The sequence below is a fragment of the Pantoea sp. AS-PWVM4 genome (assembly GCF_000468095.1).
GTDB lineage: Bacteria > Pseudomonadota > Gammaproteobacteria > Enterobacterales > Enterobacteriaceae > Pantoea > Pantoea phytobeneficialis.
The window spans coordinates 270,883-286,716 of the sequence record NZ_ASZC01000005.1 but is presented as its reverse complement, the minus strand read 5'-3'; the positions used below and the strand labels follow the sequence as shown (position 1 = coordinate 286,716).

The following is a 15,834-nucleotide window of genomic DNA, read 5'->3' as shown; positions in this document are numbered from 1 at the left end:
AGAATTTGCCTGGCGGCTGTAGCGCGGTGGTCCCACCTGACCCCATGCCGAACTCAGAAGTGAAACGCCGTAGCGCCGATGGTAGTGTGGGGTCTCCCCATGCGAGAGTAGGGAACTGCCAGGCATCAAATAAGTGAAGAAGCCCTGAACGAAAGTTCAGGGCTTTTTTACGTCTGCGTATTTCGTAGCGGCGCGATTTATCGCGCATTTTTCAGCGTCCGGAACAATAAAAAGCGCGCGATAAATCGCGCCGCAACACCATCAGACAATAAAAAACCCCCTGCCGAAGCAGAGGGTTGGTAAAAAGCATCGCCAGATACTTCTCTTAATGAATAACCTGCGAGAGGAATGCACGGGTACGTTCAGACTTAGGATTAGCAAAGAACTCTTGCGGTGGTGCTACCTCGACAATCTCACCACGGTCCATAAAGATCACCCGGTCAGCCACGGTGCGTGCAAAGCCCATCTCATGCGTCACGCACAGCATAGTCATGCCATCTTCTGCCAGACCAATCATGGTATCGAGTACTTCTTTCACCATTTCCGGATCAAGCGCAGAGGTAGGTTCATCAAACAGCATAATTTTGGGTTTCATGCAGAGTGAGCGGGCAATGGCTACACGTTGCTGCTGACCACCGGACAGTTGCCCCGGAAATTTATGTGCATGTTCAGCAATACGTACGCGTTGCAGGTAATGCATCGCCAATTCTTCTGCCTCTTTCTTCGGCATTTTACGCACCCAAATCGGAGCCAGGGTGCAGTTCTGCAACACGGTCAGATGTGGGAAAAGGTTAAAGTGCTGGAATACCATGCCGACTTCGGTTCTTACACGCTCAATATTGCGCACATCGTCATTCAGATGGATGCCATCGACGACAATACGGCCCTGCTGATGTTCTTCCAGATGGTTGATACAGCGAATGGTAGTCGATTTTCCTGAACCTGACGGACCGCAGAGGACGATACGCTCACGCGGCTTCACCTGTAGGTTAATGTCTTTCAGCACATGGAATTGGCCGTACCATTTATTCACGTTTTCGAGCGTAATCATCATTGCGTCAGCAGAATTAGTCATAGATTGTGTCATGTAAAACCTCAGTGCGATTTACGCCCGGTGTGAAAGCGCTTCTCCAGATACTGGCTATAGCGCGACATGCTAAAACAGAAAATCCAGTAGACGAGGGCAGCAAAAACATAGCCTTCTGTCGACATCCCAAGCCATGTGGGGTCAACGGTTGCCTGCTGCACGCTACTGAAAAGATCAAACAGGCCGATGATGATCACCAGGCTGGTATCTTTAAATAACGCGATAATGGTGTTTACCAGACCAGGAATGGTCAGTTTGAGCGCCTGCGGCAGAATCACCAGAATCTGTGTTTTCCAGTAACCCAACGCCAGTGATTCGGCGGCCTCATACTGTCCCTTAGGTAACGCTTGTAAGCCACCGCGTACCACTTCCGCTACATAGGCAGACTGGAACAAAATCACCCCGACTAATGCACGCACCAATTTGTCGATGGTGGTGCCTTCTGCCATAAACAGCGGCAGCATCACTGAGGACATAAACAGCACGGTAATCAACGGTACGCCACGCCAAAACTCGATAAAAATCACCGAGAGAGTGCGTACAACTGGCATCTTCGAACGACGCCCCAGCGCCAGCAAAATACCCAAAGGCAGGGCACCGGCGATCCCGACCGACGCGATAATTAACGTCAGCGTCAAGCCACCCCACTGACGAGTTTCAACGCGGTCGAGGCCAAAATAGCCGCCATACATCAGAAACCAGACGATGATCGGATAGGCCACCGCCCAGCAGGCGATATAGCGGCCACGTTGTGGCATCGATTTGATGAACATCGGGATGATTGAAAGCAGGCCAATCACCAGCGCCAGGTTTATACGCCAGCGCAGCTCATGCGGGTACAGCCCATACATAAACTGACCAAAGCGCGCATGGATAAACACCCAGCAGGCACCTTCTTTGGTACAGTCGGCACGGGTTGATCCAATCCAGTTGGCCTGGAAGACCAGCCAGTTCAGCGCGGGCGGAATCACGCTCCAGATAATCCAGAAGCAAAGCAGCGTCAGCAGCGTGTTAAACCAGCTGGAGAACAGGTTTTTACGTGCCCAAACCCAGGCTTTGCTGACGGGATTGGTTGGTACTGGCGGTGTTTCGTGTGTGGTAACAGACATAATAATCCCGTTCTCTTAACGCTCAACCAGCGCGATTTTGCGGTTGTAGAGGTTCATCAGCAGTGAAATGACCAGGCTGATGATCAGGTAGACCGCCATGGTGATCGCAATCGTCTCAATCGCTTGTCCCGTCTGATTCAGTACCGTACCGGCAAACAGCGACACCATATCCGGATAGCCGATAGCGGCCGCCAGTGAGGAGTTTTTCACGATGTTGAGATACTGGCTGGTCAGCGGTGGAATGATCACGCGCATGGCCTGGGGAATAATCACCTGGCGCATGGTGACGGGATTTGGCAAACCAAGCGAGCGGGCAGCTTCATTCTGTCCATGGGGTACCGATTGAATACCTGAACGAATCACTTCTGCGATAAAAGAAGAGGTATAAATCGACAGCGCCAGCGTGAGCGAAGCCAGCTCAGGGATCATCACGAAGCCACCACGGAAGTTAAACCCGCGCAGTTCCGGCACATCCCAGTGCGTTGCCGCACCGAACATCGCATGAGCGATCAAGGGAAACAGAATGATCATCGCGCTGGCAATCGGCCAGGTACGGCGCAGCTGACCGGTTTTAAGCTGATGTTTGCGGTTAAAGCGGAACAGTCCCACGCTGACGGCAATCGCCAGCATCAACGCTATAACAAATGGCCAGGTGCCGGGCGCATAGGTCGGCCAGGGGATATAAAGCCCACGATTGCTGACAAATGCCAGATCGAAGGCGTTCAATGCCTGGCGTGGGCCGGGTAGATTACGCAGCACCGCAAAGTACCAGAAGAAGATTTGCAGCAGCGGCGGAATATTACGGAACGTCTCGATATAAATCGTAGAGAGCCTGCGCAGCAGCCAGTTATCTGACAAACGCGCGAGACCGATAAAAAATCCGAGAATAGAAGCGAAGATAATACAGAGTGCGGAAACCAGCAGGGTGTTGGTTAACCCCACCATAAACACGCGCGCGTAAGTATCTCCCTCGGTGTAATCAATCAGATGCTGGACGATACCGAAACCGGCACTACGTTCCAGAAAGCCGAAACCCGATGTGATGCCACGATTGGCCAGGTTGATCACTGTATTGTGGATGAGATATCCCACTACAGCGAGCACGGCCACAATCGCGACGATCTGGTAAAGCCAGGCGCGAACCGTAGGATTACCGAACGAAAAATCCCTTTTTACGGTTGGGCGTTGTGACATGTTGAAACCTCAGTGAAGAAAACGCATTGGGCACCGCAGGGTGCGGTGCCCGACTGGAAGGCAGAATTAACGTACCGGCGGAGCGTACTGGATACCGCCCTGATTCCAGAGCGCATTTTGACCACGCGCGATTTTCAGAGCACTGTCTTTACCGACGTTGCGGTCAAAGCTTTCCTGGTAGTTACCCACCTGTTTGATGATGTTGAATGCCCACTTGTTGTCGAGCTTCAGGTCTTTGCCGAAGTCGCCTTCAGCGCCCAGCAGGTGAGCCATGTCCGGGTTAGACGGTTTGGCTGCCAGCTGATCAACGTTTTTAGAGTTGATACCCATCTCTTCCGCATTCAGCATGGCGTACAGTGACCATTTAACGATGGTGAACCAGTCATCATCACCACGACGTACTACCGGGCCTAGCGGCTCTTTGGAAATCACTTCCGGCAGAACGATAAATTCGTCTGGTTTGCCCAGCTTGATACGCAGCGCATACAGCTGAGACTGGTCAGAAGCCAGGGTGTCACAACGACCGCTGTCGAGCGCTTTCGCTGACTCATCAGAACGGTCGAAAGTCACAGGGGTGTACTGCATGTTGTTGGCTTTGAAGTAATCCGCCACGTTCAGCTCAGTATCAGTACCGGCCTGGATACATACGGTGGCGCCATCCAGCTCTTTAGCGCTTTTGAGACCGGCTTTTTTATGGGTCAGGAAGCCGATACCGTCGTAGTAGTTCACGCCTGCGAACAGGAAGCCCATGCCGCCATCGCGTGATGAAGTCCAGGTGGTGTTACGGGACAGAATGTCCACTTCACCTGATTGCAGTGCGGTGAAACGCTCTTTTGCTGTCAGCGGGGTGTATTTCACCTTGCTGGCGTCACCAAATACGGCAGCCGCAGCGGCGCGGCAGACGTCAACGTCGATACCGGTGAATTTGCCGCTGGCATCGGCATAAGAGAAGCCAGGCAGGCCATCACTGATACCGCACTGAACAAACCCTTTCTTCTTAATTGCATCCAACGTGGTGCCTGCATGCGCTTGCTGAGCAACAGCGAACAGAGAAGCTGCGGCGACCAGGGTGGAGAGCATCATCTTTTTCATAAAGCATCCTGTGTGGCGAAATCGTGTTGTTATGTGGTTGTGTTGCACACTTTTAAGTGCGCTTTTCCTGTCTGTGGCGGTCAGCCATTCCAGACTCTGCAAAGCTGATGCCAGGTTTGCAGAATCCTGAATTCATTAGAAAGATCTCTTCATAACCTGAAGCATTCAGAAAGTTCCGACTACTATCGCGCACCAAAAGGAAGCAAAGCGAGTCGCCTCGATCACAAACAGTGCAAAAAGTTTCACTATATGGAAGCAGTGTGAGCGGGTACGCAGGACAAAATGTATGAATTTGCACGTTTGCGGCTGGAGCGGTTCAGGATCACAGAGAAACAGGGCTGGTGGGCAGAGATGCAGAGAAAAGTCGAGGAGAACTGAGCCAAAATGGGACATTAAGCGAAGGGGTTTCGCCGTGGAATATCACTGGAGCAATTGCAACTAATGTTACCATTATGGTGACAATTGTTTCATGCGTTGTTAACGGCGGGAAACAGAAACAAAAACGCCAGCCCGAGGGCTGGCGTTATCGCAGCAACAAACTGAAATCAGTTCATGCCGTACTTTTTCAGCTTCTTACGCAGAGTACCACGGTTGATACCCATCATCAGAGCTGCACGGGTCTGGTTGCCACGGGTGTACTGCATCACCATGTCCAACAGAGGCTGCTCGACTTCAGCCAGTACCAGTTCATACAGGTCACTAACATCCTGACCGTTCAGTTGAGCAAAATAGTTCTTCAGTGCCTGTTTAACCGAATCACGCAGAGGCTTTTGCGTCACCTGATCCTGTGAGTTAACGGTAGAAACGGTCAGTACGTCAGAATTTACGCGTTGTTCGAACATAGTTCTTTCAGCTCTTTATTTCGTTTACGCAAGATTTTCGAAGTATGCCTCCAACGCCTCCAGCTGTTCGCTGGCATCCTCAATGGCGTTGAATGTGCGCCGAAACTGGTCATCAGGGGCATTTTCCTGCAAATACCAGGAAACGTGTTTTCGGGCAATACGGTATCCCTTGCGCTGACCGTAAAAGTCGTGCAGCTCCCGTATGTGTCCAATCAGCATATGCTTCACTTCAGCCAGCGGCTTCGGTGCCAGCAGCTCCCCTGTGTCCAGATAATGCTGGATTTCCCGGAAGATCCACGGTCTTCCCTGAGCAGCGCGACCGATCATCAGAGCATCGGCTCCTGTATAATCGAGCACTGCTCTGGCTTTATGCGGGTCAGTAATGTCTCCATTCGCGATAACCGGAATGGAAACGCTCTGCTTAACTGTCCGAATGCTGTCGTATTCAGCTTGCCCTTCAAACAAACAGGCGCGAGTGCGTCCATGAATGGTGAGGGCCTGAATGCCACAGCGTTCAGCCAATTGGGCAATCTCTACACAATTACGATTTTCTTTGTCCCAGCCAGTGCGAATCTTCAGCGTAACGGGTACATCAACTGCATTTACTACCGCGGTGAGAATAGACTCAACCAGTTGCGGATGTTGCAGCAGCGCAGAACCCGCCATCTTACGATTCACTTTCTTCGCCGGGCAGCCCATGTTGATGTCAATGACCTGCGCGCCTGACGCCACATTAATGCGCGCGGCAGCCGCCATTTCATCGGGATCACAACCGGCTATTTGCACGGCACGAATACCGGGCTCGTCACTATGCACCATACGCAAACGGGACTTGTCACTGGCCCATACTTCCGGGTTTGATGACAACATCTCGGAGACTGTCATGCCAGCGCCGTTCTCGTAACACAAGGTGCGGAATGGCTTGTCGGTAACCCCGGCCATAGGCGCAGCGATGAGTCGATTACGAAGCTGATAATGTCCAATGCGCATGAAAAAGAAGTGACCCTAACTGTTCGCAAGGCGGCGTATATTACGCATTTTTTCACGAAGATGAAAGGCCAAACTTTGAACAATTAGCAGGTAAAGATCAAGGAAATCGGACCGATCAGTAACAACTATAAGAAATACCTATATTATTCAGGTAATTAAAAAAATACGCTGAAATTGTGAACAAAAGTTTTTCTGAAAACTTGAGCCAAATCACAACATAAAAAACGCCACATCACCGGATTCGCAAGAGATGTGGCGGGGAGTCAAGAGTGAATGGTGCTAATTATGCGGTATTAGCGACGTACACCGGTGATGCGACACCACTCTTCTTTTTCGGCCACCGGGTCGAGAGCAAAACGCTCGGTATAGGCTTCACACACGCTTTCCGCCTGGCTGGCCAGCACGCCTGATAAGCCGAGATGTCCACCGGCTTTTGGCAATACGCTAATCAACGGTGCCAGCTCACGCAGCGGGCCGGCAAGGATATTGGCGACCACCACGTCGGCCTGCAAGTTCTCTGGCTGCTGGTGAGGTAAGTACAGGGACAGGCGGTCGGCGACGCCATTGCGTTCAGCATTATCACGGCTGGCCTGAATCGCCTGCGGATCGATATCAATACCGATCGCCTGGGCTGCACCCAGTTTCAGGGCCGCGATAGCCAGAATGCCGGAGCCACAGCCGAAATCGATCACGGTTTTGCCCTGCAAGTCGAGACCATCCAGCCAGCTCAGGCACAACGAGGTGGTTGGGTGTGTCCCGGTGCCAAATGCCAGGCCGGGATCCAGCATCACGTTGACGGCGTTTGGATCCGGCACTTCACGCCAGCTCGGACAAATCCATAAACGTTCACCGAAGCGCATGGGGTGGAAGTTATCCATCCATTCGCGTTCCCAGTCTTTGTCTTCGATCTGTTCGATTTTATGGCGGAAACCCTGGCCGAGCAGCGGATGCTGGCTTAACTCTGCAACCACGTCGCTCATGTCAGTTTCGGCATCAAACAGGCCAATCACATCGGTATCGCCCCATAAAAGCGTTTCGCCCGGCAGCGGTTCGTAAACCGGGTTATCGTGGGTATCCTGAAAAGTGACGGATACTGCGCCGCTCTCCATCAGTGCATCACTCAGAGTCTCGGCGTGCTCACCAGAGCTGTTAATTTTAATTTGAATCCACGGCATAGCGTTTCTCTTTATTCCAGGGCCGCGTCAGGTTGGTCAGACGCGGTGCCAAACAGATTACCGACCAGAAAGGCCAGCAGGCTAAGGATTAGTGAAGGAACGATAGGGTGGAAGCCCCACAGCTCCAGTTTCAGGCTGGCGAGCAGCGTGTAGCATGCGGCGCCAACCACCATGCCGCTAATCGCACCGGCAGCGTTAGCGCGTTGCCAATACAGACCGAGCACCAGCGGCCACAGGAACACCGCTTCCAGGCCGCCGAAGGCCAGCAGGTTCAGCCAGATGATCATATCCGGCGGGTTCCATGCTGCCAGCAGCAGCAGGATGCCCAGCACAAAGGTAATGGTGCCGGAGAGCAGACGCAGACGCGCCTCATTCTCGCTGTGCTGCGGCGCAATGCGCAGATACAGATCCTTGATCAGGGTAGCGGAGGATTGCAGCAGCTGCGCGTTAATGGTCGACATGATCGCCGCCATTGGCGCAGCAAGAAAGATCCCTGCGGCCATAGGCGGTAAAACGGTGATCATCAGTGTCGGGATCACACGATCGGGAACGGTAAGATCCGGGATGATCGCCCGACCCAGCGCGCCAGCCAGATGCATGCCCAGCATCAGGATCACCACTACAATGGTGCCGAGGATAATGCCGCGATGCATCGCTTTGCTGTCTTTATACGAGATACAGCGCACGGCGGTATGCGGCAGACCAATCACGCCAAAGCACACCAGCACGGCAAACGAACTCAGGAAGGTGGGGGTGATGACATTACCCACCCCTTCTGGTGATACCAACTGTGGATCGATGGTGCGCAGTTTCGTGACGGCCGTCTCCAGCCCACCGGCCTGATGAATAACGGCAAACAGCAACAGGAAGGTGCCAATCAGCATCACCAGCCCCTGCATCGCGTCATTCAATACGCTGGCTCGGAAGCCCCCGACGGCGGTGTAGAGTGCGATGGTGCCACCAAAAATTAGCAGTCCGGTGTCGTAAGGAATGCCCGCAGCGGTTTCCAGCAGACGTGCGCCACCAATAAACTGCACTGTCATCGCACCGATAAACGCCGTCAGTAGGCTCAGGCTGGCCAGCCAAATCAGCAGCGGGCTGCGGTAGCGCCCATATAACATGTCATTGAGCGTCACGGCATTGTAGCGGCGCGCCAGAATGGCAAATTTCTTTCCCAGTACGCCGAGCGACAGCCACACGGCGGGCACCTGAATCATTGCCAGCAGCACCCAGCCCAGCCCATATTTGTAGGCTGCACCCGGCCCGCCAATAAAGGAACTGGCGCTGATGTAGGTAGCGGTGATGGTCATTGCCAGCACAAAGCCGCCCATCGAACGGTTGCCGAGGAAATATTCGGTGAGGAAGTTACCCTCGCGCTGCTTGCGCATGGCAAAAACCGACAATCCGGCGATCAACACCAGATAGGCCAGCAGGGGAAGAATGATTTCACTTTCCATCGTTGTCCTCCAGTGACATATCGCGGAAAACCACCCGCACCATCAGCCAGCACAACGCAATAAACAGCACAGGGGCAAACAGGCAGGAGAGTTCAAACCAGCGTGGCAACCCGGTGATACCGGTGGCATCGCCACCCAGCCAGGCGGAAAGCCCCCAAACGGCGAGATACGCCAGCGCCAGATACAACGCCCAGCGCGCCTCTTTATTCGCTTGCACAAAACGCCAATCCATCATGCAACCTCAAAGGCAACAAAAATGAAAAAGGCCGGTTTAACCGGCCTCAAAGGATCTCTGCGCTGCAAGAATTACTCTTGCAGGCCGAGTTTTTTCTCCAGGTAGTGGATATTGGTCCCACCCTGCTGGAAGTTTTCGTCGGACATGATTTTCATCTGCAGTTCGACGTTGGTCTTGATACCGTCGATGATCAGCTCCGCCAGCGCATTCTTCATGCGCGCAATCGCCACGTCACGGTTTTCACCGTAGGTGATCAGCTTGCCGATCATGGAGTCGTAGTACGGCGGCACGCTGTAACCGGCATAGATATGCGATTCCCAGCGCACTCCGAAGCCACCCGGCGCGTGGAAGCGCGTGATCTTGCCCGGACTCGGCAGGAAGGTGTTCGGGTCTTCGGCGTTGATACGGCATTCCACCGCATGACCGCGGATCACCACATCTTCCTGACGGATGGACAGCGGCTGACCGGCAGCAATGCGCAGCTGTTCTTTGATCAGGTCAACACCGGTGATCATCTCAGTGACCGGGTGTTCTACCTGAATACGGGTGTTCATCTCGATAAAGTAGAACTCGCCGTTTTCGAACAGGAACTCAAAGGTGCCCGCGCCACGGTAGCCGATATCGACACAGGCTTTGGCACAGCGGTCGCCGATAAAGCTACGCAGTTCCGGGGTGATACCCGGTGCCGGCGCTTCTTCCACCACTTTCTGGTGACGACGCTGCATCGAGCAGTCGCGCTCCGCCAGATAGATGGCGTTGCCCTGACCGTCGGCCATCACCTGGATTTCGATATGACGCGGATTCTCGAGATATTTCTCCATGTACACCATGTCGTTGTTGAAAGCCGCTTTGGCTTCCGCTTTCGTCATGTTGATGGACTGCTCAAGATCCTTGTCGCTGCGCACCACGCGCATACCACGACCACCGCCGCCACCGGAGGCTTTGATGATCACCGGGTAGCCGATGCGTTTGGCGAAGGCACGGTTTTTCTCCATGTCTTCCGTCAGTGGGCCGTCAGAACCCGGTACGGTCGGTACACCCGCTTTTTTCATCGCGGTGATCGCCGATACCTTGTCACCCATCAGGCGGATGGTGTCGGCTTTCGGACCGATAAAGATAAAGCCGGAGCGTTCGACCTGCTCGGCAAAATCGGCGTTCTCAGACAGGAAGCCATATCCCGGATGGATCGCGACCGCGCCGGTGATTTCGGCGGCGGAGATCAGGGCCGGAATATTGAGGTAACTTTTGACCGACTGCGCCGGACCGATGCAGACGGTTTCGTCAGCCAGCAGTACGTGCTTCAGGTCGCGGTCTGCCGTGGAGTGAACCGCCACAGTCTTGATGCCCAGCTCTTTACAGGCACGCAGAATGCGCAGCGCGATCTCACCGCGGTTAGCAATGACAATTTTATCCAGCATGGTTCGCCTCGTTATTCGATGACAACCAGCGGCTCGTCAAATTCAACCGGCTGGCCACTTTCCACCAGAATCGCTTTCACCACGCCGGATTTATCGGCTTCGATCTGGTTCATCATTTTCATCGCTTCAACGATGCACAGGGTGTCGCCGACGTTAACTTTCTGGCCGACTTCGATAAAGGCTTTCGCATCCGGGCTTGGGGTACGATAGAAGGTGCCGACCATCGGTGAACGCACGATGTGACCAGTGATTTCTGGTTTGGCAGCTTCAGCGGCTACTGGGGCAGCAGCTGGGGCAACAGCAGCGGCCAGAGGAGCCATCTGCGGTGCAGGTGCAGCATAAGCCTGCTGCATAACAGGATAACCGACATTGGCAGGTGAACGGCTGATGCGAACGGACTCTTCGCCCTCAGAGATTTCCAGCTCAGCGATGCCGGACTCTTCAACCAGTTCGATCAGTTTCTTAATTTTACGAATATCCATGAGTGTGGTTCCGTACTCTGTTTAATTGGAATGTGTCAGGCGTTTGACCGCCGTTTGTAAAGCCCACGAGTATCCATCAACGCCAAGTCCACAAATGACGCCGGCAGATACATCGGAAAGATAGGAGTGATGGCGGAACGGTTCGCGGGCATGCACGTTCGTGAGATGCACCTCGATAAAAGGAATGCTCACCGCCAGCAGGGCATCACGCAGCGCGACGCTGGTATGCGTGAACGCGGCAGGATTGATGATGATGTAATCCACATTGCCTCTGGCCTCATGGATACGATCAATCAACTGAAACTCCGCGTTCGATTGCAGATGACTCAATTTCACATGGTGCTGATCGGCCTGTTGCGTCAGATCGCTGACAATTTGCGCCAGTGTCGTGTGACCATACTTCTCAGGCTCGCGCGTACCCAGTAAATTCAGGTTGGGTCCGTTCAAAAGCAGTATGTGAAATTTGTGCGCCATCTTGCTGCTATCTCCTGCAATTATTCAGGCATCGCGTAAAATACCGCGACATTCTTGCTTTGTCACTCTTCGGAGTGAAAAAGAAGACGTGTCTTGCAATAAAGCCGGGCATTATATCCGTTTCGTCGCAATTCGCAGCAAAATACTGGTCTTATCTGCGAAGATGATCGGATGCGGCCTGAAGGCCACACCTTTTAACAGAAATTGCAGCCGGAAGACAACCTTGCAGGAATTATCTGGACAGGAGTTTTCGCAACTTATTGTAACGCCAGGCTAACAGCAGTAGCGCCAGCAGGGCATAGATCAACGGCTGTGGTGACAGGACTTTAACAGACCAAAGATAGTGAATGGGGGCGAGGATCGCCACCAGATAGATACCATTATGCAGCGTTTGCCAGCGCCGTCCCAGTTTGCGTTGGGCGCGTTGGAAGGAGGTGACGGCCAATGCGAACAGGATCACCCAGCAGATAATCCCCAATGTCAGATAGGGACGGGAAACCAGTTCGCTGCCGAGTAATCGCAGATTATCGACGCCAAGTTCCAGCAGGTAGTAGCTCGTCAGGTGCAGACAGGCCCAGGCAAAGCACCACAAACCCAGCAGGCGGCGGGTACGAATCAGCAGCGGTTGTTTGGCATAGCGGGTTAACGGGCTGACCAGCAAGGTCGCCAGCAACAATTTAAGCGCCATTCTGCCGGTAAAATGTTGGATATCTTTGGCCGGATCGGCACTTAACCAACCCTGATTAGCGGCGAAAAACAACCAGACGAACGGTAAAAAAGCCGCCAGGTGCAGCACCACTTTAAGCCAGGTGATATGACGTAATGTCAGACGCACTCAATAGTTCTCCCGTAAATCCAGCCCGTGATACAACGAAGCGACCTCTTTGGCATAACCGTTAAACAGCAGCGTTGGTTGCCGTTCTACCTTCAAAATACCTCCCGGACCGATAAAACGCTCGGTAGCTTGTGACCAGCGCGGATGGTCAACATGCGGGTTAACGTTGGCATAGAAACCATATTCATTTGCGGCGATCTGGTTCCAGGTGGTGGGCGGCTGATCGTGCGTCAGGGTAATTTTGACAATCGACTTGATGCCTTTGAAACCATACTTCCACGGTACCGTCAGGCGGATTGGGGCACCATTTTGCGGAGGTAACGCTTTGCCATACACGCCGGTGCTGAGCAGAGTGAGCGGATGCATGGCTTCATCCATACGTAGCCCCTCAACATAGGGATAATCCAGTCCACCGCCAATAAAGCGGTCTTTCTGACCGGGCATTTGATCCGGGGCATATAACGTCTGGAACGCAACAAAACGGGCTTTGCTGGTGGGTTCTGCCAGTTTCAGCAGCTTGTTCAGCTCAAATCCCACCCAGGGGATCACCATTGACCAGGCCTCTACGCAGCGCATGCGATATATCCGCTGCTCCATCGCAAAACGTTTAAAGATGTCATCCATATCCAGCGTGATCGGTTTGGCGACTTCACCTTCAATACGTAACTGCCAGGGATCGGTTTTTAATGTCCCGGCATTGGCCGCCGGATCGGCCTTATCCAGGCCAAATTCGTAGAAATTATTGTAGCCTGCGACTTTATCGAATGGCGTTAACGGCAAATCGGCCTGCCAGGCGGGCGGTTTACTAAATTGCAGTGCTTTACCGGCCGGGGCTGCGGGACGATCGTTACCTTTAAACCAACTCAGGACATCGGCCTGGGCGCCGCCCGACAGGCTGGCAGCAACGGTACCTAATCCGAGCGCTTTCAGCACCTGACGACGCTGCATATTAAAGATGCTTTCTGGCGTGACATCAGCTTCAGAAAGGGAATGCTTTGTCTTCATGGAATTCTCCGGCTGCATAAATAAAGCAAGCATGATCAAACCCTGCGCAGCCTGCCAGTAAGTGCGGAAAAATGTGAAATTTCCTGGTTGCGCTTATCTTGAGAATAGGACGAAAAAAATCTGGTGAAAGTCAGGTGGACGATGTTTGTCGTTATACTCGCCTTTGTCTGCACCGCGATCTCGGCGGAACGCTGTTTCAGACGGTGATTTATGCTATTTTGCTCAGGTTTGCGCCAGTGAGGCTCGTGCAGACGGTTCTTTTCCATTCATAACCGCAGTGATTACAGGCACAGGGATGCGATTAACCACGAAGTTTTCTGCGTTTATTACATTATTAAGCTTACTGGCGATGTTACTGATGCTGGTCGGCTGCGCTTTTAGTTTTATCTGGCTATCACAGCAGCGCGTTGAAACCCGCGTACAAACGCTGGCTACCGAAGTCGACAAAGCCCTGCTCACCCAGTCGCCCCAGGATCTGACGCAATGGCTGACGCGTCTGATGCCGGTTATCAATGCTGAACAACTCGAATTACACAGCGGTGACCGCACGTTGTTTCGCCTGGCTCGCCATGAAAACCCGATGCTGGAGGATGAGCCAAACCGCTTTATTCAGTTTGATCTGCCGCTGGTGCACTCATCCGGTCTGTCGCTGCGCGTTGTGGTACTGGACCCGGCCAAAACCTGGTTTCGTTCCTTCACGGGTGCCTACACCTTGATCGTTATTTTTAGCGTGGTGCTGATCATGGCCTCGCTGTTGGTGATGACGCATCGCTGGCTGAACCGTCACTGGCGCAATATGGAGCGGTTGGAAGCGCGCTCGGAACGTATTCTGGCGGGCGATCGTCAGTCGCGCGTTGGAGAGGCGCCGGAATGGCCGCCCAAAGCCAGCCACGCCATTGATCTGCTGCTACATGATTTACGCGAAGCAGGCGAACAGCGACTGCGTATCGACACTTTAATTCGCACCTTTGCCGCGCAGGATTCCCGTACCGGTCTGAATAATCGATTGTTCTTCGACAACCAACTGGCGACCCTGTTAGAAGATCAGGAAGATGTCGGCACGCATGGCGTGGTGATGATGGTACGTTTGCCCGATCTCGAAACGCATCATGAAACCCTCGGTCCGGCACTGGCTGAAGAGTATCTTTTTGACCTGATTAACATGTTGTCGACCTTTGTGCTGCGTTATCCTGGCGCCTTGCTGGCGCGCTATTTCCGCAGCGACTTCGCGGTGCTGCTGCCGCATCGCACCCTGAAAGAAGCAAACAGTATTGCCGATCAACTGATCAATGCGGTGGATTCATTGCCACCGATGCGCATGCTGGATCGCGATGATCTCATCCATATTGGTATCAGCGCCTGGCGCAGTGGGCAAAGCGTGCCGCAGGTGATGGAAAATGTTGAAATGGCGACCCGTCGTGCGGCGTTGCAAGGGGGGAACAGCTGGTCAATTGGCGAGGGCAACCCTCTTGAGATGGGACGTGGCAGCGTGCGCTGGCGCACCTTGCTGGAGAACACCCAGAGCCGTGGTGGACCACGTTTGTATCAGAAGCCCGCCGTGTTGTTGGACGGTAAAGTCCATCACCGTGAAATGCTGGCTCGCGTCTTTGATGGTGATAAAGAAGTGGTGTCGGCGGAGTTCATGCCGTTGGTACAGCAACTGGGCATGGCTGAAAGCTGGGACCGTCAGATGGTGACCCGTATCGCTGCGTTATCAGAGGTGTGGCCCGATGAAACGCTGGCGTTGCCGGTGAATATTGATTCACTGGTACAGCGTTCTTTTCAGCGCTGGTTGCAAAAACTTTTACTCCAGTGCAGTAAATCGCAAAGAAAACGCTTTTTATTTGAACTTGCCGAGGCGGATGTTTGTCAACACATCAACCGTTTAGTGCCGGTTTTCAAAATGCTCAGTGCGTTTGGTTGTCGCATCGCCGTCAACCAGGCGGGGTTAACGGTAGTAAGCAGCGCCTACATCAAGCAATTTCCCGTTGAGTTAATCAAACTGGACCCCGGTCTGGTGCGCAATATTGAACGACGCACGGAAAATCAGCTTTTTGTGCAAAGCCTGTTGGAGGTGTGTAAGTCCACGCCGACTAAGGTATTTGCGGCTGGCGTACGTACGCGTGCGGAGTGGCAAACGCTGGCGGGGCTTGGCGTATCCGGCGGGCAGGGCGATTTCTTTGCGCCGTCGCTGCCGGTAAACAGTAACGTGAAAAAGCATTCGCAACGTTACCGGATATAGTCCTTCTAAGCCTGATAACGACGCTGATAGTTGTTTCCAGGTGTAAACGTGAAGTTTCTCGATCTCCAGCATGATGGGAAATGTTAGATTTTATGTCCAGAATCGCCCGTGCTGGCTGGGCGAATAGCCGTAAAAGCGGCGGCTTAGCGCCGTTTATCGTTAGCTAACCGTGGCATACAATGCTGTAAAATTTAGCT

15 protein-coding genes and 1 rRNA gene are annotated in these 15,834 nt (G+C 53.3%); 2 read left to right on the top strand and 14 right to left on the bottom strand.

From position 1 onward, the window contains the following. Positions 1-8 precede the first annotated feature (8 nt). A 5S ribosomal RNA gene (gene rrf / locus L579_RS07235) occupies positions 9-124 on the top strand. A gap of 201 nt (positions 125-325) precedes the next feature. Here rrf and L579_RS07230 read toward each other — a convergent pair. The 14 genes from L579_RS07230 to msrP all read right to left on the bottom strand — a co-directional run bounded on the left by L579_RS07230 (position 326) and on the right by msrP (position 13,395). Further along, positions 326-1,087 carry an amino acid ABC transporter ATP-binding protein gene (locus L579_RS07230; RefSeq protein ID WP_021183610.1) on the bottom strand — a complete coding sequence of 254 codons (762 nt, stop codon included), beginning with the start codon at positions 1,085-1,087 and terminating at the stop codon, positions 326-328. Positions 1,088-1,095: 8 nt separating this feature from the next. After that, positions 1,096-2,196: an amino acid ABC transporter permease gene (locus L579_RS07225; RefSeq protein ID WP_021183609.1), complete on the bottom strand. Its 1,101-nt coding sequence runs from the start codon at positions 2,194-2,196 to the stop codon at positions 1,096-1,098. 15 nt (positions 2,197-2,211) lie between these two features. Beyond that, positions 2,212-3,390, bottom strand: coding sequence for an amino acid ABC transporter permease (locus L579_RS07220; protein ID WP_021183608.1), 1,179 nt, complete (start codon positions 3,388-3,390; stop codon positions 2,212-2,214). Between the two features lie 66 nt (positions 3,391-3,456). Beyond that, positions 3,457-4,482, bottom strand: a complete 1,026-nt coding sequence (locus L579_RS07215) for an amino acid ABC transporter substrate-binding protein (RefSeq protein ID WP_013510735.1) — start codon at positions 4,480-4,482, stop codon at positions 3,457-3,459. A 545-nt stretch (positions 4,483-5,027) separates the two neighbouring features. After that, positions 5,028-5,324, bottom strand: coding sequence for a DNA-binding transcriptional regulator Fis (gene fis / locus L579_RS07210; protein WP_003855228.1), 297 nt, complete (start codon positions 5,322-5,324; stop codon positions 5,028-5,030). Between the two features lie 24 nt (positions 5,325-5,348). Continuing rightward, a complete protein-coding gene (gene dusB, locus L579_RS07205) occupies positions 5,349-6,314 on the bottom strand; it encodes a tRNA dihydrouridine synthase DusB (RefSeq protein WP_036625605.1) in 966 nt (321 codons plus the stop codon). Between the two features lie 293 nt (positions 6,315-6,607). Beyond that, a complete protein-coding gene (gene prmA / locus L579_RS07200) occupies positions 6,608-7,489 on the bottom strand; it encodes a 50S ribosomal protein L11 methyltransferase (protein WP_021183606.1) in 882 nt (293 codons plus the stop codon). An 11-nt stretch (positions 7,490-7,500) separates the two neighbouring features. Next, entirely contained in the window at positions 7,501-8,946 is a 1,446-nt protein-coding gene (panF, locus tag L579_RS07195; protein WP_021183605.1) for a sodium/pantothenate symporter, read from the bottom strand. Then, positions 8,936-9,178 (bottom strand): YhdT family protein, encoded by a 243-nt coding sequence (locus L579_RS07190; protein ID WP_021183604.1) that lies wholly within the window; start codon positions 9,176-9,178, stop codon positions 8,936-8,938. Before L579_RS07190 ends, panF begins: the two co-directional genes overlap by 11 nt. Positions 9,179-9,252: 74 nt before the next feature. Continuing rightward, a complete protein-coding gene (gene accC, locus L579_RS07185) occupies positions 9,253-10,599 on the bottom strand; it encodes an acetyl-CoA carboxylase biotin carboxylase subunit (protein WP_021183603.1) in 1,347 nt (448 codons plus the stop codon). Between the two features lie 11 nt (positions 10,600-10,610). Further along, the gene (gene accB / locus L579_RS07180) at positions 10,611-11,081 is read right to left on the bottom strand and encodes an acetyl-CoA carboxylase biotin carboxyl carrier protein (RefSeq protein ID WP_021183602.1); all 471 of its coding nucleotides are present in this window, start codon (positions 11,079-11,081) and stop codon (positions 10,611-10,613) included. 21 nt (positions 11,082-11,102) lie between these two features. Next, on the bottom strand, positions 11,103-11,555 hold the full coding sequence (gene aroQ, locus L579_RS07175) for a type II 3-dehydroquinate dehydratase (RefSeq protein ID WP_021183601.1): 453 nt from the start codon (positions 11,553-11,555) through the stop codon (positions 11,103-11,105). A 232-nt stretch (positions 11,556-11,787) separates the two neighbouring features. Then, positions 11,788-12,390: a protein-methionine-sulfoxide reductase heme-binding subunit MsrQ gene (gene msrQ, locus L579_RS07170; RefSeq protein ID WP_021183600.1), complete on the bottom strand. Its 603-nt coding sequence runs from the start codon at positions 12,388-12,390 to the stop codon at positions 11,788-11,790. Further along, positions 12,391-13,395 carry a protein-methionine-sulfoxide reductase catalytic subunit MsrP gene (gene msrP, locus L579_RS07165; RefSeq protein WP_021183599.1) on the bottom strand — a complete coding sequence of 335 codons (1,005 nt, stop codon included), beginning with the start codon at positions 13,393-13,395 and terminating at the stop codon, positions 12,391-12,393. Positions 13,396-13,690: 295 nt separating this feature from the next. On the opposite strand from msrP, the gene csrD reads away from it, so the two are divergent. After that, complete coding sequence (gene csrD / locus L579_RS07160) at positions 13,691-15,637, top strand: RNase E specificity factor CsrD (RefSeq protein WP_021183598.1); 1,947 nt, start codon at positions 13,691-13,693, stop codon at positions 15,635-15,637. The last annotated feature ends 197 nt before the right edge of the window (positions 15,638-15,834 follow it).